General features: G+C 42.2%; 22 protein-coding genes. 16 read left to right on the top strand and 6 right to left on the bottom strand.

The window, feature by feature from the left end; translation table 11 throughout:
• The first annotated feature begins 179 nt into the window (after positions 1-179).
• The 10 genes from ccmA to G5S32_RS10220 all read left to right on the top strand — a co-directional run bounded on the left by ccmA (position 180) and on the right by G5S32_RS10220 (position 8,019).
• Entirely contained in the window at positions 180-800 is a 621-nt protein-coding gene (gene ccmA / locus G5S32_RS10265) for a cytochrome c biogenesis heme-transporting ATPase CcmA (RefSeq protein ID WP_165311926.1), read from the top strand.
• Entirely contained in the window at positions 800-1,468 is a 669-nt protein-coding gene (gene ccmB / locus G5S32_RS10260; RefSeq protein ID WP_165311925.1) for a heme exporter protein CcmB, read from the top strand. Before ccmA ends, ccmB begins: the two co-directional genes overlap by 1 nt.
• Positions 1,469-1,560: 92 nt before the next feature.
• On the top strand, positions 1,561-2,307 hold the full coding sequence (locus G5S32_RS10255; RefSeq protein ID WP_165311924.1) for a heme ABC transporter permease: 747 nt from the start codon (positions 1,561-1,563) through the stop codon (positions 2,305-2,307).
• 2 nt (positions 2,308-2,309) lie between these two features.
• Entirely contained in the window at positions 2,310-2,516 is a 207-nt protein-coding gene (gene ccmD, locus G5S32_RS10250; RefSeq protein WP_165311923.1) for a heme exporter protein CcmD, read from the top strand.
• Positions 2,513-2,995, top strand: a complete 483-nt coding sequence (ccmE, locus tag G5S32_RS10245) for a cytochrome c maturation protein CcmE (protein ID WP_165311922.1) — start codon at positions 2,513-2,515, stop codon at positions 2,993-2,995. Before ccmD ends, ccmE begins: the two co-directional genes overlap by 4 nt.
• The gene (locus tag G5S32_RS10240; RefSeq protein WP_165311921.1) at positions 2,992-4,947 is read left to right on the top strand and encodes a heme lyase CcmF/NrfE family subunit; all 1,956 of its coding nucleotides are present in this window, start codon (positions 2,992-2,994) and stop codon (positions 4,945-4,947) included. Before ccmE ends, G5S32_RS10240 begins: the two co-directional genes overlap by 4 nt.
• Positions 4,948-5,502 (top strand): DsbE family thiol:disulfide interchange protein, encoded by a 555-nt coding sequence (locus G5S32_RS10235; RefSeq protein WP_165311920.1) that lies wholly within the window; start codon positions 4,948-4,950, stop codon positions 5,500-5,502.
• Entirely contained in the window at positions 5,499-5,978 is a 480-nt protein-coding gene (locus tag G5S32_RS10230; protein WP_165311919.1) for a cytochrome c-type biogenesis protein, read from the top strand. Before G5S32_RS10235 ends, G5S32_RS10230 begins: the two co-directional genes overlap by 4 nt.
• Positions 5,975-7,192 (top strand): c-type cytochrome biogenesis protein CcmI, encoded by a 1,218-nt coding sequence (gene ccmI, locus G5S32_RS10225; protein WP_165311918.1) that lies wholly within the window; start codon positions 5,975-5,977, stop codon positions 7,190-7,192. Before G5S32_RS10230 ends, ccmI begins: the two co-directional genes overlap by 4 nt.
• Positions 7,193-7,263: 71 nt before the next feature.
• Complete coding sequence (locus tag G5S32_RS10220) at positions 7,264-8,019, top strand: MlaA family lipoprotein (RefSeq protein WP_165311917.1); 756 nt, start codon at positions 7,264-7,266, stop codon at positions 8,017-8,019.
• Positions 8,020-8,031: 12 nt separating this feature from the next.
• On the opposite strand, the gene G5S32_RS10215 is transcribed toward G5S32_RS10220, so the two are convergent.
• The 3 genes from G5S32_RS10215 to sodB form a co-directional block, all read right to left on the bottom strand.
• Complete coding sequence (locus G5S32_RS10215) at positions 8,032-8,700, bottom strand: SDR family oxidoreductase (RefSeq protein ID WP_165311916.1); 669 nt, start codon at positions 8,698-8,700, stop codon at positions 8,032-8,034.
• A gap of 194 nt (positions 8,701-8,894) precedes the next feature.
• Positions 8,895-9,398, bottom strand: coding sequence for a VC2046/SO_2500 family protein (locus tag G5S32_RS10210; RefSeq protein WP_165311915.1), 504 nt, complete (start codon positions 9,396-9,398; stop codon positions 8,895-8,897).
• Positions 9,399-9,539: 141 nt separating this feature from the next.
• A complete protein-coding gene (gene sodB / locus G5S32_RS10205) occupies positions 9,540-10,124 on the bottom strand; it encodes a superoxide dismutase [Fe] (protein WP_165311914.1) in 585 nt (194 codons plus the stop codon).
• Positions 10,125-10,508: 384 nt separating this feature from the next.
• On the opposite strand from sodB, the gene G5S32_RS10200 reads away from it, so the two are divergent.
• The 4 genes from G5S32_RS10200 (at position 10,509) to G5S32_RS10185 (ending at position 15,448) form a co-directional block, all read left to right on the top strand.
• Entirely contained in the window at positions 10,509-10,844 is a 336-nt protein-coding gene (locus tag G5S32_RS10200) for a Grx4 family monothiol glutaredoxin (protein WP_102940789.1), read from the top strand.
• 87 nt (positions 10,845-10,931) lie between these two features.
• Positions 10,932-12,884 carry a DNA topoisomerase III gene (locus tag G5S32_RS10195; RefSeq protein ID WP_165311913.1) on the top strand — a complete coding sequence of 651 codons (1,953 nt, stop codon included), beginning with the start codon at positions 10,932-10,934 and terminating at the stop codon, positions 12,882-12,884.
• 287 nt (positions 12,885-13,171) lie between these two features.
• Positions 13,172-14,374, top strand: a complete 1,203-nt coding sequence (locus tag G5S32_RS10190; RefSeq protein ID WP_165311912.1) for a conjugal transfer protein TraF — start codon at positions 13,172-13,174, stop codon at positions 14,372-14,374.
• Positions 14,375-14,527: 153 nt separating this feature from the next.
• On the top strand, positions 14,528-15,448 hold the full coding sequence (locus G5S32_RS10185) for a histone deacetylase family protein (protein WP_165311911.1): 921 nt from the start codon (positions 14,528-14,530) through the stop codon (positions 15,446-15,448).
• Between the two features lie 57 nt (positions 15,449-15,505).
• Here G5S32_RS10185 and G5S32_RS10180 read toward each other — a convergent pair whose 3' ends face one another.
• From G5S32_RS10180 to G5S32_RS10170, 3 genes are all read right to left on the bottom strand, one after another.
• Entirely contained in the window at positions 15,506-16,699 is a 1,194-nt protein-coding gene (locus G5S32_RS10180; RefSeq protein WP_165311910.1) for an amino acid aminotransferase, read from the bottom strand.
• Positions 16,700-16,714: 15 nt separating this feature from the next.
• Complete coding sequence (locus G5S32_RS10175) at positions 16,715-17,332, bottom strand: YitT family protein (protein WP_165311909.1); 618 nt, start codon at positions 17,330-17,332, stop codon at positions 16,715-16,717.
• A gap of 172 nt (positions 17,333-17,504) precedes the next feature.
• Positions 17,505-18,095 (bottom strand): Lrp/AsnC family transcriptional regulator, encoded by a 591-nt coding sequence (locus tag G5S32_RS10170; RefSeq protein ID WP_246201010.1) that lies wholly within the window; start codon positions 18,093-18,095, stop codon positions 17,505-17,507.
• On the opposite strand from G5S32_RS10170, the gene G5S32_RS10165 reads away from it, so the two are divergent.
• On the top strand, positions 18,095-19,552 hold the full coding sequence (locus tag G5S32_RS10165; RefSeq protein WP_246201009.1) for an amino acid permease: 1,458 nt from the start codon (positions 18,095-18,097) through the stop codon (positions 19,550-19,552). The genes G5S32_RS10170 and G5S32_RS10165 overlap by 1 nt on opposite strands.
• Positions 19,553-19,847: 295 nt before the next feature.
• The gene (locus tag G5S32_RS10160; protein ID WP_165311908.1) at positions 19,848-21,488 is read left to right on the top strand and encodes a response regulator; all 1,641 of its coding nucleotides are present in this window, start codon (positions 19,848-19,850) and stop codon (positions 21,486-21,488) included.
• Positions 21,489-21,552 lie beyond the last annotated feature (64 nt).

Genomic DNA, 21,552 nt, shown 5'->3' with positions numbered 1-21,552 from the left:
GCTTCCTTTTTTCGTTTTAGCAAATACCCATTTGTAACCACAAAGTGGTAAAAGAAAAAACAAATCGCTAAAAATTAACAGATTCTTACTTAGTTTCGTGATTCGTAATACCCTTCTTCTATTTTGTCTAAACGGTGGTGTGTTAATATAGCAACCCCTAATTTGTTATATAGAAGCTCATGCTGGAAGTTAACAATCTCACTGCAATCCGTGATGAAAAGGTGCTGTTTGAGCATCTATCATTCAATATTGACGCAGGCGAACTGGTTCAGATTGAAGGTCGAAATGGTACGGGTAAAACCACGCTACTTCGTATTATCACGGGGCTTGCTGACCGAGATGCAGGTGAGATTTATTGGAATAACGTGAATATCGAAGAAGACAGAGAGAGCTATCATTCGGATCTGCTGTTTTTGGGACATCAAACGGGTATCAAGCGTGAACTTACCGCATTTGAGAATCTTCATTTTTATCAATCTGTTCACTCATCGAAAAGCAACAAAGATGATATCTACCAAGCATTAGTACAGGTTGGATTAGTAGGGCGAGAAGATGTTCCAGTAGCTAAATTATCAGCAGGGCAGCAACGCCGTGTGGCTTTGGCGAGATTATGGTTAAGTGAACAGAAACTATGGATTCTGGATGAACCCTTAACAGCCATTGATAAACAAGGTGTGAAAGTACTGGAAGCGCTGTTTCTAAAGCATGCTGAAAACGGCGGTATCGTTATCTTAACCACTCATCAAGATATGTTTGCCGACCATGACAAGTTACGCAAAATCAAACTAGGAGACGCCTAATGTTTTCAACTATGGCGATGATCATTAAGCGTGAACTCCTTATCGCATTCCGACGTCAGGCAGATATTTTTAACCCATTGTGGTTCTTTATTATCGTCATTACCCTTTTCCCTCTGAGTATTGGCCCTGAGCCGGGTCTTTTATCACGTATTGCGCCGGGAATTGTATGGGTAGCTGCTCTGCTTTCCGCATTGCTCTCACTAGAGCGTCTGTTTCGCGATGATTTCCAAGATGGTGCCCTTGAGCAAATGATGATTATGCCAGTGCCATTATCTGTAGTTGCCTTGTCTAAAGTGTTTGCTCATTGGTTACTGACAGGTGTTCCTCTCATATTGATTAGTCCGCTTCTAGCTATTTTGCTGTCATTAAATCTCGACACTTGGCTGGGAGTCGTGGGCACTCTATTACTAGGTACCCCAACACTTAGTTTTATTGGTGCAATTGGCGTAGCATTAACCGTTGGCCTGCAAAAAGGTGGTGTATTGCTTAGTCTGGTTGTTTTGCCGTTGTATATACCTATTTTAATTTTTGCCACATCAGCGATAGATGCCGCTTCTTTAGGCATGGCTTATAACGGCCAACTCGCCATATTAGCCGCTATGCTGGTAGGTGCAATGACGTTAACACCTTTTGCCATTAGTGCTGCGCTACGAGTAAGTGTTAACTAACTTATATTATTAGATTTGTATTTTTAGCCTAAATGTACATAAAAAACTTAACAGCAATAAGTTAAGTGTTAGAAGCAAAGTGAGGATAAATAATGTGGAAATGGCTCCATCCCTACGCTAAGCCAGAATCTGCGTATCAGTTATGTGGAAAGATATTTCCGTGGTTCGCTGTTTTAGCTTTCGCCTGTTTGACCTCCGGTACTGTCTGGGGTCTTGCCTTTGCCCCATCAGATTACCAACAAGGTGATAGCTTTCGACTTATCTATATCCATGTGCCATCAGCAATTTGGTCGATGGGAGCTTATATGTCGATGGCAATTGCTGCATTTATCGGTATTGTCTGGCAGGTAAGACTATCTAACATGGCAGCTCTAGCCATGGCACCCATTGGTGCGGTTTACACTTTTATAGCGCTAATCACTGGTGCTGTATGGGGCAAACCCATGTGGGGTGCTTGGTGGGTTTGGGATGCTCGTTTAACTTCAGAGTTGATACTGCTTTTCCTCTATCTGGGTGTCATTGCTCTTTATCATGCCTTTGACGATCAGAAAACCGCCGCGAAAGCGGCTGGTATTCTTGCTATTGTGGGAGTGATTAACCTGCCAATTATCCATTTCTCTGTGGAATGGTGGAACACGCTTCATCAGGGCGCGACGATTACTAAATTTGAGAAGCCTTCTATCTCTGCAAGTATGTTATGGCCGTTGCTTCTAAATATATTCGGCTTTGCCTTCTTCTTTGGAGCTTTGACTGTTGCTCGTTTGAGAAACGAAATCATCAGTAAAGAGAGCCACCGTCCTTGGGTGATCGAACTTGCCCAATCTGAGAAAGGGGATTAACCATGCATTTTGAAACTTGGTCTGACTTTTTTGCAATGGGTGGCTACGCCAGTTATGTGTGGGGCGGTTTTGGTATTACCTATTTATCAATGGCCGTTTTATGGTTTATGAGCATCAATCGCAGTAAAGCGCTAATGAAAGAAGTAAGAAATAAAATTAAACGTCAAGAGCGTATCGAAGCGGCTAAACATATGGAGAACACACTGTGAACCCAAGACGTAAAAAGAGGCTCAGTATCGTCCTCGCTATTCTTATTGGTTTAGGCACCACGACAGGTTTGATTCTTTATGCATTAAGCCAAAATATGGATCTGTTTTATACTCCGACTGAACTCGTGAATGGTAAGGATGGTAAAAAGCCTGAAGTTGGCCAGCGTTTAAGAATTGGCGGCATGGTTACTATGGGTTCTGTCAAGCGTGATCCTAATTCTCTAAAAGTTAGCTTTTTACTGCATGATGTTGGTCCATCGGTAACGGTGGTGTATGACGGTATCCTTCCAGATCTGTTTCGCGAAGGGCAGGGCATTGTTGCTCAAGGTGTATTAGTCGATGCAACGACAGTCGAAGCTTTCGAAGTATTAGCGAAGCATGACGAAGAGTATATGCCACCCGAAATTGCAGATGCTATGGAGAAGAACCATGCACCGCTGACTTACACGTCAGAACAAAAACAAGGAAGTGGTCAATGATTGCAGAAATTGGTCATTTTGCCCTTATTGTCTCTTTAGGTTTAGCGGTACTGCTAAGCCTTTTACCTCTGGTTGGGGCTTCTCGCAACAACACCTTGCTGATGAACTCTGCTCGCCCATTAGCATGGGGTATGTTCTCGTTTCTGCTATTGTCATTTGGTATTTTGCTTTGGGCTTTCTATACCAATGACTTCACGGTGAAATACGTAGCAAGTAACTCGAATAGCCTTCTTCCTTGGTATTACCGTTTAACTGCGGTTTGGGGAGCACATGAAGGTTCTCTGTTACTTTGGGTATTAATTCAGGCCGCTTGGACAGTGGCTGTGGCAAGCTTTAGTCGCGGTATGCCACAAGAGTCCGTCGCGCGCGTATTAGCTGTTATGGGTATGATTTCAGTGGGTTTCCTGCTGTTTATCATAGTCACATCAAACCCATTCCTACGCACTCTGCCCTATTTCCCTATTGATGGTCGTGATTTGAACCCATTGCTACAAGATCCAGGTTTAATCATTCATCCACCGATGTTATACATGGGGTATGTTGGCTTTTCAGTTGCGTTCTCTTTTGCGATAGCGTCACTGATGACCGGTCGTCTTGATACTGCATGGGCTCGCTGGTCTCGTCCTTGGACGACCGCTGCTTGGCTATTTCTGACACTGGGTATCGTGCTTGGCTCTTGGTGGGCTTATTACGAACTCGGTTGGGGTGGTTGGTGGTTCTGGGATCCCGTTGAAAATGCTTCGTTCATGCCTTGGCTTGCAGGTACTGCGCTCATTCACTCACTTGCGGTGACAGAAAAACGCGGTACGTTTAAGGCTTGGACCGTGCTTCTGGCTATCTCTGCGTTTTCGTTAAGCCTTCTGGGTACATTCTTAGTTCGTTCAGGCATTTTGGTTTCAGTGCACGCGTTTGCTTCAGACCCTGCTCGCGGTATGTTCATTCTAGGCTTCCTTGTCTTTGTTATCGGTGGTTCTTTACTGCTGTTTGCGGTGAAAGGTGCGTCAGTAAGAGCTCGGGGTAATTATGAGCTGGTATCACGAGAAAACGCGCTGCTAGCAAACAACGTATTACTCATCACTGCGCTGGTTGTGGTTCTTATTGGTACGTTGCTGCCATTGGTTCATAAACAGTTAGGTCTGGGCTCTGTATCGATTGGTGCGCCATTCTTCAATAGCTTGTTTAGCTGGCTTATGATCCCATTTGCCTTATTACTTGGTATTGGTCCTCTGGTGCGTTGGAAGCGAGATAATCTATCTGGCGTAATCAAACCTTTAATTATCTGCGCGATAGCCTCTTTAGTTTTGGCGGCAGCCTTTGTTTTCGCGACGGCTGAGCATTTTACTGGTCTGGCATTTATGGGCTGGGTAATGGCTTGGTGGATTATTCTGCTGCATGGTTTCGAAATTTACCAACGCGCTACCCACAGACATACCTTTATGGTCGGCGTGAAGCAGGTTCATCGTAGTCATTGGTCAATGGTGTTAGGCCATATCGGTTTGGCAGTAACCATCATTGGTATCGCTATGGTGCAAAATTACAGTATTGAACGTGACGTGCGTTTGGCACCGGGTGAACATTTCCAACTTAATGAATACGACTTTTATTTCAAAGGGTTACTTGACCGAGGCGGTCCGAACTATGATGGTTATATTGCTCAGTTTGAAGTAACCAAGAACGGTAAATACATTAATACATTGAATGCAGAGAAGCGTTTCTACAATACAGCGAAGTCAATGATGACTGAAGCTGCGATTGATCGTGGATTAACAAGAGATCTCTACATCGCAATGGGCGAGCGTTTGGATGACAGCAATGCATGGGCGGTGCGTTTGTACTACAAACCGTTTGTTCGCTGGATCTGGGCGGGTGGTTTATTGATGGTTATTGGTGGCATTCTTGCAATCAGTGATAAGCGATACCGTTTTAGAAAAACAGCAGTGAAGGAGGCTTAAATGAACAAAAAAATATTATTTATTCCTTTGATTGTTTTTCTTGGTCTTGTTGCGATTTTCACTACGCAACTTGTGAGGAATGCGGGTGGTGATGACCCAACAAAACTGGAGTCTGTTCTGGTTGGCAAAGCCGTACCTGAGTTTCGCCTAGAAGATCTCGCAGAACCAGGCAAACTTTATGACCAGGCAATATTTCGTGGCGAGCCTCTGCTTCTTAATGTGTGGGCAACTTGGTGCCCAACTTGTTATGCCGAGCATCAATACTTAAATGAGCTTGCAAAACAAGATGTGAAAATCATCGGCTTAAACTACAAAGACCAACGCGATAAAGCTGTGCAATGGCTAAACGAGTTAGGTAATCCCTATCTGATCAGCCTATTTGACGGCAATGGTATGTTAGGTCTCGATCTCGGTGTTTATGGTGCTCCTGAAACTTTTTTGATTGATGCTAATGGTGTAATTCGTTACCGCCATGTTGGGGATGTAAATCCAACAAACTGGAAACAAACACTGGCACCGATATATCAGCAACTATTGCAGGAGTCGAAGAAATGAGAGCTAAGTTATTCGCTTTAGTTTCATCTGTTTTACTGTCTTTTTCGGTGATTGCTGCGATTGATGTTTATGATTTTGATACCCAAGCCCAGGAAGCTCAGTTTCACGAATTGAGTAACACTCTGCGTTGTCCAAAGTGCCAAAATAACTCTATTGCTGATTCCAACGCAGCACTTGCTCAGGATTTACGCCAAAAAGTCTATGAGATGACTAAGCAAGGTAAATCGAAAGATGAAATCGTTGATTACATGATTGCTCGATATGGAAATTTTGTTACTTATAACCCGCCCTTAACCCCAAGTACGGCAATATTGTGGTTAGCACCGATATCTGTACTGGTTGTTGGCTTAGCGATGATTATTTTCCGCACCAAGCGTCGTAGTAGAAATGTTCAAGCGATTGATTGGGATGAGAGCAAAGAACAACGTTTAAAAGCCTTACTAGAAGAAGATAAAGATGGAGACAAGCAAGAATGACTTTATTTTGGGTGTTAACGCTAATTCTTGTCGTCATTGCATGTGTCTTTGTTGCTATTCCCTTACTAAAACCAAAAGTTAACAACGATGCTGCGTTACGTGATGAACTCAATAAAGCTTTCTATAAAGACCGTTTAGCAGAACTTGCTGTCGAAGCGGATGAAGGTTTAGTCGAAGATCAGCACGAGTTAGTCGCTGATCTTAAGCAATCTCTGTTGGATGATATTCCAAACGTGCCTCGTAAGGGGGAAGAGCGTTCTTTATCGACAATGATGGTGCTCGTACCTTCAGTGGTTCTGGTAGTGGCGTTGAGCTACGGTTTGTATGCGACGTTTGGCAACTATCAGAAAGTGAAGCACTGGCAAGACATCAGCCAGAATCTTCCAGAATTGTCAAAAAAGCTGATGAATCCTCAAGGCGTTGAGCTGACTGATAAAGAAATGGAAGACTTAACGCTAGCGCTAAGAACACGCTTGCATTATGAGCCGCAAGATTCGACAGGTTGGTTATTGTTAGGTCGTATTGGTTTGGCTAATCGTGATATGGAAACGGCGATTGGTTCAATGAAGAAAGCCTACGCTCTTGAACCTCAAGATGGTGACATAAAATTAGGCTATGCACAGGCTTTGATGCTTTCTAATGACCAGATGGATCAGCAAAGTGCTCGTTCACTGCTCAACAAAATGTTGAAAGGTGACTATGTTGATTTACGAGTGTATTCGCTTCTAGCCTTTGATGCTTTTGAGCGCCAAGATTTTGCAACGGCCATTGAACACTGGCAATCAATGCAAGAGATGGTAGGACCAAATGATGCTCGCTATGAAATGTTGTCACGTAGTATTGCTAGTGCGAAAGCCAAGATGGAACCTGCAACATTGGATGATCATGCTGTTTCAGTCACCATTTCGCTAGGTAACGAGGTAGTACTTCCTCAGCAAGGTGTTGTGATTGTCTCAGTGCATTCTGCTGATGGCGCTCCGATGCCAATTGCAGCAGCAAGATACCCATTAGGCAGTTTCCCATTTACGGTTATTTTGGATGATTCAAACAGTATGATGCAGGGACGCAAGTTGTCTGATTTACAATCACTGATAGTACGAGTTCGGATAGATTCTGATGGTAATGTTGCAACTCGTGAGGGAGATTGGTTCGGAGAAAGTGATATCGCTGAGCTTGGCAGTGGCATAAAAGTTGAAATAAATCAGCAGTTTTAGTGTGCTCCCTTATAATTATTATGCAGGCTTACGACACGTGAGCCTGCGGTGAGTTGATTAAGGAAACTATAATGATGAACCGATTTGCATTAGTAGTCAGTTTAGGGCTACTGCTTGCCTTGAGTGGGTGTGGTTCAGTTCCTGATGATCAAGTATCACAAGATGATGTTAATGACCCTTTGGAAAGCTTTAACCGTGCTATGTGGGCTCTAAATTATGATTATTTAGACCCATATATTGCTCGTCCTATTTCTCTCACCTATGTGCAATATACCCCAACTGTTGTAAGGCGCGGTGTTGCGAATGTCTTATCAAATTTAGACGAACCGTCAAGTATGGTGAATAACATATTAATGGGAAATGGTGCAAAAGCAGTCGATCATTTTAACCGCTTCTGGATAAACTCGACGTTCGGCTTATTAGGTTTATTTGATATTGCTTCTGAAGCGGGCATTACTAAACATGATGAAAAGTCTTTCGGAGATGCAATAGGGCATTATGGTGTTGGTAAAGGGCCTTATTTGATGATTCCAGGATATGGTCCGTATGTTGTCCGAGAAGTCGGAGATAGTGTTGATGGGTTATATGCTCCACTTACTTATTTAAATTTCTGGGCTTCGATGGGGAAATGGGCACTTGAAGGGATGGAAAAACGGGCAGCTTTAGTTAATCAGGAAGCCTTGCTTGAAAGTTCACCAGATGCTTATTTATTTAGCCGAGCAGCTTATTTGCAGCGTCGGGACTTTACCGCTGAAGTTGAGAACACAGATAAAGTTGATGAAGCCGAAGAAGATTATCTAGACTCGTATCTGGAAGAAGGCTTTTAGGTTCTTTAGTGATTATGCGGACATCACTCGTCCACTGAAATACTCATTCGCGACAATATATTCTGTGTTGCGAATGAGATCATCTTGTACCTCGGCCCAATGATCTTTTTGTTTGCTTGTAGAAATCATAGGTACCACACCTCCCACTCTAATATTGAACGGAACGAGTTCCTTTGCCCAACTTTGGGTAAATCCAGATACCATACAAGTCGCATTTTCTATACCGGAAAAGTCGTGGCTGTCATTGATTGAAATAACATTCACAATAACACCTTTAACATTGTGGTAGCGCATACGCTCAGTACATGCCTGACCAAAGGAAAAAAGTGATGAAGCCATTAAAGCTAGGTTTTGAATAAATAACTCGGTTGGCTTTTCGTCAATTAAAGAAGGCATAGGGGATGAGGGCCAGTTGTTAATCAGAACGTCCGGCACAGTGTGATAACTCGACTCAATATTATCGAACATGCCATTCAAACTCTCTGGCGAGTAATCGCGAAGATGATAGCAATCAACGTGATTTGACAGCTCTTTGCAGCGACTATAAGTTTCGTACAGACCTTGTTTATCACTGTCACATAAAATGACGGTTGCACCAAGGCAGGTGAAATGTGTGGCTAGCGTACGTCCTAACTGTGAGCTTGCTGATGTAATTAAAACAATGGCGCTTTTGATTTCCATAATGCGCACCTTCTGCTGTGTCTTTAGTTATTCTGCTCAACTTTCGAACATTAAGAATGGGCGAAGGATGTGACACTTTGTGTGAAAGAACTCAAATAAAAGGTCTAGATTTGATTGCGCGTTACCAATTTGGGCTGTGTTTCACACAATGTGGTAATCCCATGAGAATCGTCGCACTAAATTTGAGTTCAGAGCTAAGTTTGTGCACGTAGCTGATCGTGACGATAAGCGGTAGTGAGCTTATTGTAGAGATCATAAGGCAGTGTCTTAGGCGGCGACTTAACCGCCAGATGCCGTCGCTCATGCCCAGATAAGTTGAGATAAACATCTTCTGGCAGATCTTGAGTATCTTCTGGTAAGTAGGTCAGCACTTCAGGAGTCAGGTAGTGACAGAGTTTGGCACTCGCCAGCCCACCATGATGAAAGAGCTCAGCTTGCCGGGCGGACACAGCATAAGAGCTTTGGTCATTGCGCAGAGATTGTGGCGCAGCAAGCTCAAAACGCTCCCTCAGAAGTTCATCAGTCGTTTGAGGTTGCTCAATAAGCTCAACGGGCGTGTTATCCCTGACATCGTTTGAGAAGAGAGCAACAAGCAAAGAAAAATCGGCACGTCGTCCTTGATGGACGGCGTGACAAATCCCTGAACCTATGTTCAGTTCATTGATGATTCCTGCCTTATCTAAAGTGTGTACTTGCATTTTGCTCTCCGCTTGATGCACTTATAACGGCAACGGACGCAAAATCTTTAGTTATTAACTTAACTAAAAAAACAAAAAAAGCCTGCAAATCTGCAGGCTTAGGATTGTGTGTTTTGTAATCGCCGTTAGGGCAATTAACCATTATTTAGCTAGGTTAGCGGCTACGAATTCCCAGTTAACTAGAGCCCAGAAACCGTTCATGTAGTCTGGACGTAGGTTACGGTAGTCGATGTAGTACGCGTGTTCCCATAGGTCAACAGTTAGAAGTGGAGTTACACCTTCTTCTGTGATTGGAGTCGCTGCGTTAGAAGTGTTAACGATAGCTAGAGAACCGTCAGCTTTCTTCACTAACCAAGTCCAAGAAGAACCGAAGTTGTTGATTGATGAATCAGTGAATTTTGCTTTGAAATCTGCGAAAGAACCGAATGCTGCATTGATTGCTTCAGCAACAGCGCCTGTTGGTTCGCCACCTGCGTTTGGCGCTAGACAGTGCCAGTAGAAAGTGTGGTTCCAAACTTGAGCTGCGTTGTTGAAAACACCGCCAGTAGAAGTTTTGATGATCTCTTCTAGAGTTTTGCCTTCGAATTCAGTTCCTGGTACTAGGCCGTTTAGCTTAACAACGTAAGTGTTGTGGTGCTTACCGTAGTGGTACTCAAGAGTTTCTGCAGAGATATGTGGTTCTAGTGCGTCTTTTGCGTAAGGAAGAGCTGGTAGTTCAAATGCCATTGCTCGATTCTCCATATAGGTGAAGAGAGAGAACTCTCTCGATTGCTTCCAATGTCGTTTTTGTTTTCGTCGGTACGACTGACTGATTTACCCAAGTAAATTGGTATATGTATTTTAGCAACTTTTTACTTTATTAAAACCCCAATTCATAATAAAAGTGTTTTATATCCGAACAAGATGTACTAAGACGAACTAAACGCAGAGCCTAGATTCGTCATAGCTCATTGGGCTGATAGCTCACAAAAATAGTAGGCTAAGCTTTTAATAATTTCGAATGATATGGTGATGAGTAAGTTTAAAGTCCATACTTATATTGTGCTTTTTATTCTTATTTAATGATTTAGAATGAGGGTCATCAAGTACGAACCCCATTAAGAGGAAGCAATGGAAACCATCGATAAGATCAAACAGCAAATTGAAGAAAACGCGATCCTTCTGTACATGAAAGGCTCACCTAAGCTGCCAAGCTGTGGTTTCTCTTCTCAAGCTGCACAAGCTCTAATGGCTTGTGGTGAAAAATTTGCGTATGTAGACATTCTACAAAACCCAGACATTCGTGCTGAACTACCTGTTTATGCTCAATGGCCAACTTTCCCACAACTTTGGGTTGAAGGTGAGTTGATCGGCGGTTGTGACATCATTTTGGAAATGTTCCAAAAAGGTGAACTTCAACCTCTAATCAAAGAAGCAGCAGCACGTTCTGCAAGTAACGAAGAGTAATACTGTTTAAATTTACAGTTTTTCTTGATTTATTAAGGCCACATTCGATAATGTGGCCTTAATTTTTCCGCTACTTATAACAATACTATGAGCCGATTATTCATCGCAGAGAAACCGAGTCTAGGTCGAGCAATTGCCGATGCATTGCCAAAGCCGCATAAAAAAGATCAAGGTTTTATTCGATGTGCAAATGGCGATGTGGTGACTTGGTGTATCGGACACTTGCTTGAACAAGTAGAGCCAGATGCTTACGATGAGCGCTACAAAAAATGGAACTTAGCTGATCTGCCTATCATACCTGAGCAGTGGCAATTAAGACCTCGTAAAACAGCCAGTAAGCAGCTTAGCGTTGTCAAAAAACTGATTAAAGAGCACAGTGAAATCATTCACGCTGGTGACCCTGATAGAGAAGGGCAACTGCTGGTGGATGAAGTGATTGATTACTGTAAAGTCGCGAGTAATAAAAAAGCATTAATTCAACGCCTTTTGATCAGTGACCTCAACTTACCTGCGGTAAAACGCGCTCTTTCCAGTATGCGCAGTAACCGTGAGTTTATCCCACTTTCAGTCTCCGCATTAGCACGCTCACGTGCTGACTGGCTGTATGGCATGAATATGTCACGTGCGTACACTTTGCTTGGACAAAAAGCCGGTTATCAGGGCGTGTTGTCGGTAGGAAGAGTACAAACGCCGATTCTTGGGTTAGTCGTTCGTCGTGACGAAGAAATTAAAAACTTTATTCCGCGCGATTATTTCACCTTGCATGCGCTAATTCCTTATCAAGATAGTAACGGCGTATTTGATATTCGTGCTCGTTGGAAGCCGAGTGAGGCTTGTCAGCCGTGGCAAGATGAAGAGGGAAGAGTTCTCAATCGTAAACTGGTTGAAAATGTGGCCCGGCGTATTGCAGGACAGCCAGCTAAAGTAGTTGAGTCCGAGCAGAATCAAATCAAACAATCACCGCCATTGCCTTATTCACTTTCTGCTTTGCAGATTGATGCAGCCAAACGCTATAACATGAGTGCGCAGCAGGTGCTTGATACATGCCAAAGCTTATATGAAAAGCATAAGCTGATTACCTATCCCCGTTCTGATTGCCGCTATTTGCCGAAAGAACATTTGGCTCAGGCCAGCTCCGTCGTCGATGCAATTGCTAATAACGCGAAAGAGCTTGTTTTAGCTGTCTCTGGCACAAACTTGTCTTTGAAATCGAAAGCTTGGAATGATTCGAAGGTCGATGCTCACCATGCGATCATCCCTACACCTAAAAAAGCTACTGTGAACGCACTTTCAAGCTATGAGATGAATGTATATCAGCTGATTGCGCGCCAATATCTGATGCAATTCTACCCCCATGCAATCTATGCCGAAGCTAAGCTAGTGTTCGATATTGCTGGTGGTATTTTTGTTGCCTCTGGTCGTCAACTTATGTCTGCGGGTTGGAGAGTTCTAACCGGTAAATCTGATGATCAAGATGAAGGTGTTGATACCGTACCACCGCTGCCTGTTGGTACAGAGCTGATTTGCCGAGAAGGTGAAATTAAGGATAGAAAAACAGAGCCACCAAAACATTTTACAGAAGCAACTCTATTGCAAGCGATGACCGGTATTGCCCGATTTGTCGAAGATAAAGAGTTGAAAAAAATACTGCGTGAAACTGATGGTCTAGGAACTGAAGCTACCCGCGCAGGGATATTAGATACCTTGTTCAAGCGTCAGCTACTGAAGCGAGAGGGCAAGATTATTTGTAGTACACCCGCAGGAAGAGGCTTGATTCATGCCTTGCCTAGTGATTCTACCTACCCAGACATGACCGCTCATTGGGAGCACCAATTGCAAGCTATGGCAGAGAAAGGCCAAGCCTACCAGCCTTTTATGCATGCACTTCAGATGCGGATCAATGAACTCATGATTCAGGTCAAGACAGGGCCTGTCCCTGCCTCTCTTCAAACTTTACCTCCTGTAGAGCGCCCTGCTTATAAACGTGGTAAGCGAAAGTTCACAAAGTCTGCTCCAAGTACAAAAAGTAATGGTAAATAGACCAATGATTGATTTTGCGTATATAAAAACCAGCACTTTGGTGTGATTTATTTCACATTTTAGCTTTAGTGTTACGTTTGTTTTTGGTCAGAGCTTTGTCATGGTTTTGTTAGGTAATATAATAAAATTTCGTTTTTATACTCGCTAGTCAGAAGCTCTATCACTGTTTAGTTGTAATTTTTCGAGTGCTGCTAAGTTTCGAATCATTAACATTGATATGTGTGGTCTAGTTGTCACCGCAATGCGCTTGCTTTGTCGTGGAATGTCAAAATCACTTTGGATATAAAATGAAAAGAAATAGTTTATTAGCAGTTGGTGCGTTAACAGTTGTTTCTACCTCCTCTATTGCAGCTCCTTATGTGGCTGATGCTCGTAGCCAAGCGATGGGTAACACCGGCGTAGTATCTGCAGATTACTTAACGGCTCCATTACATAACCCGGCGCTTGGGGCTATGTACAAAGACAATGACGACTTTGGTATTTTGCTACCTGCGATTGGAGCGAATATTAATGACCAAGACGACTCATTCACTTTGATTGATGATCTAGATAGCACATACAGTGATCTAGAAAATAACATTAATGACTATACCAACAGTCCAAATAGCCAAAGTGAAAGCGATGCGATTGCAAATGCGCGCAAATTGCAATCTGGTTTGAATTCATTGGCTGATAATGCCCCAATGACAGTAAATGCTGGTTTAAGCGCTGTAATTGCCATCCCAACTAGCTACATATCAGTGAACCTGTTTACCACGGGTTATGTTGAAGCTCTCGTCAGGCCTGAGATTGATGTCGTTGAAGGTGAGCCATCAACGGTTGAAGAAGCAGCTGATGTTTTAAGTGCATATGATAACTCTCAAGTTCACTTAGTGGCATTTGGTGTTACTGAATTCGGTATTTCATTTGCGCGTCAATTCCAAATTTTTGAACAGAATTTTTCATTCGGTTTCGCACCAAAATACCAATACCTAGTAACTTATTCACAGCTTGTTACATTGGAAGATTTCGAACTTGACGATTACGACCAAAGCGAAATATCGAAAACGGCGTTTAACATGGATTTAGGTGCTGTTTGGTATAAAGACGCTTTCCGCGTTGGTCTATCTGTAAAAGATGTATTCAAGCAAGAAATTGAAACCGAAATTGGTGGTTATACTTACGAATTGTCACCAAAAGCAACACTTGGTTTAGGCTATGCAGGTGATTTCTTCGCGCTTAGCCTAGATGCTGATTTAACGACGCAAAAACGTTTCAAAGAGTTTGATACAGACGACTCACAATTCGTACGCGTTGGTGTTGAAGCTAATGCTTGGGGTTGGGCGCAATTGCGTGCTGGTTATGAGATGGACCTAAAAGATAACCTACAAAACTCAATCACAGCAGGTATCGGTATTAGTCCATTCGATGTTGTTAGCCTAGACATTGCTGGTTCTTATGCTGGTGAAAACCAATTTGGTGCTGCAGCGAACTTAGCATTCACGTTCTAATCTTTCTGCATCAACAGAGCATAAGATTGAGCCCCTCATATTTGAGGGGCTTTGTTTTTTGTGGACTAATCGGATCGTTTGACACACTGCAACAATTGCCTATTTGTAATAGATTGATAACATGCGTTCATCTGGATTAATTAAGTCGCTGTTATGATCCCATTGGTGTACCACTCAATTTACTCTCAACTGCCGTTACCAGAAGGCCATCGTTATCCAATTAACAAATATCGATTGTTATATGAAGCAATTATTGAGAAGCAAAGTAACAATGCTGACTGGAAATCAGCATTTCAGTTTTTCGAACCAATACCTCTTACCTTGTTTGAGGTAAAGCAGGTTCACGATGCTGATTATGTTAACGCTCTCTCTTCAGGGACACTTCCTGCTGCCAAGATGCGCCGCATTGGGTTTCCTTGGAGTGAGGCCCTGATAGAAAGAACATTGTTATCCGCGGGTGGTACATGCTTAACTGCTGAACTGGCACTAAAACATGGGCGAGCTTTACATCTAAGCGGAGGTTATCACCATGCGCATAGAGACTTTGGCAGTGGTTTTTGTCTGTTCAATGATTTGGTGTTAGCGGCTCAGTATGCTTTAGATCGTTTTGACATAGATAAAGTGTTGATCATTGATAGTGATGTACACCATGGCGATGGAACTGCAACTCTCTGCTCTGAGCGCAATGACGTCATTACTCTTTCCTTTCATTGCGATAAGAACTTCCCAGCACGTAAACCAGAATCAAACCTAGATGTATCGCTTCCCAGAGAAACTGGAGACGAGGAATTTCTCAGTCATTTCAAATCCGTGGTTGAGATGGCGGTCAACCTCTACCAACCAGATCTTGTCATCTATGATGCGGGTATCGATATCCATTGTGATGACGAGTTGGGATACTTTAATGTGTCAACTAATGCTATTTATCAACGTGATTGCTTCATAATGCAGTTTACGCAAAGCAAAGCGATACCTATCGCTTGTGTGGTCGGTGGTGGCTACAGAAGCGATCATCAAACCTTAGTACCTATCCACATGCAATTATTTGAAGCAGCGTTAAGTACAACACCGTAGCAGAAAAAAAGCCACTTGGAACAGTGGCTTTTTATCATTCATAAAATTGATTGTTTTTTACAAAGCAGCAAACGCTTTGGCAACGCGTTCAACGTTTTGTTCGTTAAGACCGGCAAGACACATACGACCACTGTTGATGAGGTAAATCGCGTGTTCGTTGCGTAGCGTTTCTACCTGCTGTTGGGTAAAACCAGTGTAGCTGAACATGCCTTTCTGTTTAATCAAGAAGCTGAAGTCTGATTCTGGACGTAGCACAGTTAGCTGGTCGTGTAGTGTTTTACGCATTGTTTCAATGCGAGTACGCATACCTTCCACTTCACCAAACCACATGTTTTTAAGTGCTTCGGTATTCAATACGTTTGATACAACCACAGCACCATGCTTTGCAGGGCTAGAGTAGTTACGACGAACGGTTGCTTTTAGCTGACCTAAAACGCGAGAAGCTTCTTCGTCATTACCACAAACTACTGAAAGACCACCAACTCGTTCGCCGTAAAGAGAGAATGTTTTCGAGAAAGAGTTGCTGACAAAGCTCACTACATCTTTTTCTAGCGCAATTTTACGTATTACGTACGCATCCTCGCCGATGCCTTCGCCATAACCTTGGTATGCCATATCGAAGAAAGGGATCAGCTTGTTGTTCTTGAGCACTTCAATCACTTGGTCCCATTGTGCGTTGGTTAAATCGACACCTGTTGGGTTGTGGCAACATGGATGCAGCAGAACAATACTTTGCTCAGGCAAAGTACCAATGGTTGATAGCATGCCACCAAAATCAAGCATTTTGGTTTGTGGGTTGAAGTAAGGGTAAGTGTTTACCTCGAAACCTGCACCCGCAAAAATAGCATTGTGGTTTTCCCATGTTGGATTGCTTACCCAAACTTTTGATTTTGGGAAGTAATGGTGAAGAAAATCCGCACCGATCATTAACGCGCCTGAACCACCTAAAGATTGAATGGTTGCGACACGCTTTTCTTCAATTGCAGGATGGTTTTCGCCAAAGACCAATTGTTGCACTGCAGAGCGGTATTGAACTAGACCATCCATAGGAAGGTAAATACAAGGTTGGCTTTCTGCTTTCGCTAACTGTGCCTGTGACTGAGCAACAGAATCTAACGTGGGAATTTTGCCGTTTTCATCATAATAAAGACCAATACTTAGGTTTACTTTTTCAGATCTGTCATCAGCCATAAACTGTTCCATAAGGGACAGAATAGGATCTCCAGCATAAGCGGTTACATGGTTAAGCACAGAAATTCTCCTTAATTAATTTGTTACTTGATAACGATCTGAGCGATGGTTTAATCCGATGATTAGGTTGAGCACGAGCCCGCATAGAATGGACAATGCAAGTTCGAAGTATCCGACAACGGATAGCGACACTAACATAATTGTGACGTCGACAGCCATCAAAAACCAACCCGCTCTCAAACCAATTTTGTCTTGGAGATATAAAGCTAGAATGTTGAAGCCGCCAAGGCTCGCTTTATGGCGAAATAGAATGATAAATCCGGTACCAAATAGGAAGCCTCCGAAGATGGCAGCGTAAAATGGGTTAACGTTGCTGATCTGAATAAACTGTGCTTGCGTATTGGTAAAGAACGAAACTAAAGCCACTGCGGTAAAGGTTTTCAAGCAAAAAAGCCATCCCATGCGGCGAATCGCCAGGTAATAAAACGGAAGGTTTACCAAAAAGAAAATCGTGCCGAATTCAATATGGAAGTTGTAGCTTAGAAAAAGCGATAACCCCGCAGTTCCCCCAGTTACCATACCCACTTGTTTTAAAAAAAGTACGCCAAATGATACTAGGCTTGTTCCCATCAATAGCGCAAACGCGTCTTCAAACCATTTATGGTTTGTGTTTGCTACTGCTGCCTCAGACATCTCTCTATCCCTAAAATAAAAATGTTAAGCAAATACACAAAATGTGCGTAATTAATATCACAGTGAAAAATATGTGCAATTAAAAACTTAAATATGAATTTTATGTGCGTATTTATTTAAATTATTGCACCAAATGTGTAAGTTAAAATCTCTAATTTGGTGCAATAAGTTGTTAGTAATCGAAGATACTGCCGTGTTCTTTTACTCGTTCCAGAACAACAGAAGTTTTAATGTGGGAGATAAGTTGAGTGGTAAATATGCGATTTATGAGGTCATTTAGCATATCCAAATCAGATACAAGGCATTTGATTAAATAATCAGACTCTCCAGTCGTTTTAAACACATCAATAATTGAAGCTTCATTATTGATAAAATTCAGAAAGTTATGTGTTTTTACGGTTTCGTGGTTAAGCAGTTTTACCTCGATGATCGCGATAACTTCCTGATGTAAAGCCTTCGGTGAAAGTCGTGCGTGATAGCCCAATATTAGCTTGTTATTTTCTAAAGTAATTCTACGGCGCGAGCATTGCGAGGGTGATAACCCAATAATTTCGCTAAGCTCTTGATTTGTAAGACGTCCATTGTCTTGCAGAAGTTGCAGTATCTTTACGTCGTAATCGTCCAATTGATTGGTCATGTAAAGCGATTCTCCTTTTTGATAGGTCAACGAGTGTAACAACTCCGTTTTGACCACACCATACTTCATTTCTATATCTTGAAATTTTGCTGGCATAGGAATTGCCTTAGGGCTGATGGTCTGCATTGAAATTCGATTGGCTTTGGCTGTTTGGTTTCAACATCATCATCACTATTTTGGAAGATTCTATGAAAGGACACTCTCAACCTGACAATTTACACCGAGGTTTGAAAAACCGACATATTCAGTTGATTGCTCTCGGTGGTGCTATTGGTACAGGTTTATTTTTAGGGATAGCTCAAACAATTCAAAGTGCTGGACCTTCGGTATTGTTGGGATATGCGGTAGCTGGTTTTATTGCCTTCTTGATTATGCGCCAACTTGGCGAAATGGTTGTGGATGAACCGGTTGCTGGTACATTCAGTCATTTTGCGAAACGATACTGGGGTGATTTTGCCGGCTTTATGTCTGGCTGGAACTATTGGGTTCTTTACATACTGGTTGGTATGGCTGAGCTTACTGCAGTTGGTATTTATGTTCAGTATTGGTGGCCAGAAATCCCAAGCTGGGTATCGGCATTGGTGTTCTTCGTTTTAATTAATGCAATTAACTTAACCAACGTAAAAATGTTCGGTGAAGTTGAATTCTGGTTCTCTATTATCAAAGTAGCGGCCATTGTTTGTATGATTGTATTTGGTGTCTATCTACTCACTACTGATAGTGGAAATCCGGAGTCTTCAATTTCAAACCTCTGGACACAAGGCGGTTTTATGCCAAATGGACTTTCAGGTTTGACGATGGCAATGGCTGCAATCATGTTCTCTTTTGGTGGGTTAGAGCTTATTGGTATTACAGCGGCTGAAGCTGAGAATCCTGAGAAAAGCATCCCCAAAGCAACGAACCAAGTGATCTACCGAATTCTTATTTTTTATATCGGTTCATTGGTTGTTTTGTTATCGCTTTACCCTTGGCAGAAAGTGGCGGAAGGTGGTAGTCCGTTTGTGATGATCTTCCATGCGCTAAACAGCGAATGGGTGGCGAACATCCTTAATATCATCATTTTGACAGCGGCTCTGTCTGTTTATAACAGCTGTGTTTATTCAAATAGTCGCATGCTATTTGGTTTAGCAAAGCAGAAAAACGCGCCACAAGCGCTATTGAAGGTAAACAAACGAGGTGTTCCGTTCATTGCTCTTGCGGTTTCGGCAATATCTACAGGAATGACGGTAGTGGTGAACTATTTTATGCCTCATGAAGCATTTGGTTTCCTGATGGCATTGGTTGTAGCAGCGCTCGTTCTTAACTGGGTGATCATTTCAATTACTCATATGAAATTTAAATTGAGCAAGATTAAGCAACGCCAAAAAACACTATTTCCTTCTTGGGGTCACCCAATAACTAACTGGGTTTGTCTAGTATTTTTGTGTGGTATTCTGGTTGTGATGTTCTTGATACCGGGCATGCGTTTGTCTGTTTACCTTTTACCTATTTGGATGGTTGTGATGGCGGTTGCTTATCAATTTAAGAAACGCTACACAGCGAAAGATGAAAACACTTTAGTCACGGCTGAATCATCGATTTAGTTTGCTGTTTTAATCTCATAAAACCCAATCTAGCCGCAGTTATCGAAAAGGAAAGCTGCGGCTTTTTCTTACATAAACTTCTTCAGTTGGCAAAAAGAACAAGGTGTTTTTCTTAATCGCGAGCGATTTTTTTACCACATAAGCATAGCAAACGAATGACTGATGGATTATTAGTCAGTGTTTGAGAAGTTATGAATGGAGGAATAATCCTTTCGATGTAAGTATTTTCCTGTTTTGCAAGACCTGATCTTACGCAGTGATACCGTCTGATACTATGAGGTTTGGAGGGGTTCATATGTCTTTAAGCTTTAAAAATTACACTGTACTTGTTGCTGATGATTCTAGGTTGGTGACCAGTAGTATAACAGCTTTGCTAAAACAGCTTGGTTGCGAGCAAATTCATTGTGCGTACAAGCCGTTAGAAGTACTTGCAAAATGCAGGCAGAACCAGTTTGACTTTATTATCTGCGATTACAACTTTCAGAGTCAGATTAATGGGTTCCAGCTGTTAGAAGAGCTTAACCACTTAAACCTCCTACCAGCACGTACGGTTTTCATGTTTCTTACTGGAGAGAATGATTTACGTATTGTTCGTTCTATTATTGATGCCGAACCTGACGACTATTTGCTGAAGCCTTTTAAGAATCAATTTTTCGTAGACCGTTTAACGAACGCTATTAGGCGAAAATTGGCTTTACTGCCTATATATGAACAGCTCACTAAACATGATTATTATGGGGTTATCGAAGCGTGTAAAGAGTGTCTGGAAACACGTCCGGAGTATTCTAAGTTAATTCGCAAATTTAAGGCTAACGCATTAGTCCGTTGTAAGGAATATCGAAGTGCACGAACGGAGTACGAAGAGATGCTTAGCGAAGACAATTTTGACTGGATTAAAACTGCACTTGCTAACACCTTCATTGAAACTGACGAAGTTAATCGAGCGAAGGAGATTCTGGATACAGTGAATAATAAGGATGAGAATCCTTATTATCATGACGAAATGTCAAATATCGCTGTGTTGAACAATGACCTTCCGCAGGCTATCAATCACCTGAAGCAATCTGCAATGTTGTTAGATTCGGGTGCCGAGCGTGAGTTGGTAATCGCTAATTTATCGTTAGCGAACCAGAGTTATGGTGATGCAGTGACCTACATGACTCGCTATTTTGACAAGAACAAAAACACGTTTAGGGGTAATGTCTACACCCAGCTCAATCTTGTCCGTTGTCACCTATATAAGGCGATGGGGATAAAAAATAAAAGCTTATTCGATCGCCAACTGCAAATGCTCAACCCTTTCATTGATGAAGTTAGGAAGCGAGAAAGTCTTGATCATGCTTATCGGATGATCATTTCTCATATTGCACTTATTCGAGGTGACCTGAGCTCCGCTATTAATGAACTCAAATCTGTAATGCAGCAGATTAAAAATATGCATTTCTACGATATTTACCATCTGGGCTATTTACTTGAGCGATGTTCTTATTTTAATGAGGTGAAGCAAATATTGCCTCAATGTCGAATTGCGATGGATGAGAATCAACACCCAAGTATCCTTCGTAGTCAAACTCATATGCTATTGAGTTTTGAATCACGATTACAAGGTGCGATTGAAGAAGTTGAAACGCTGCGTAAGCAAGTTACCGAAGCGACGATAAACGCGGGTGATTCTAAGGCAATTACTCAGTATGTTGATATCTATTTCCGCTTACATGAATTGTCCCCTAACTCTAGAAGGCTGTGTATTGCTATTGTCAGATTCATTGCGCAATATCCTTTTGAGTACAATGGTAATTATAAGATTTTTGACAAGATAAAAGAGTGCCATGAAGTCATCGTTAAGTTGATGACAGAAGAAGAGTTAGCGGAAGCGAATTACCTACCGCAATACGAAATTGCTAAAAAGAACATCACGTTAGTGATTGAGAAATAGAGCCACAAGTTGGCTCTTTTTTTGTCATCCCTAAACCACCGCCTTGGGCGGTGGTGATTGAATC

It is taken from the genome of Vibrio ziniensis (assembly GCF_011064285.1).
Lineage (GTDB): Bacteria > Pseudomonadota > Gammaproteobacteria > Enterobacterales > Vibrionaceae > Vibrio > Vibrio ziniensis.
Note: the sequence above shows the minus strand (reverse complement) of the source record. Positions and strands in the feature narration are given on the sequence as shown.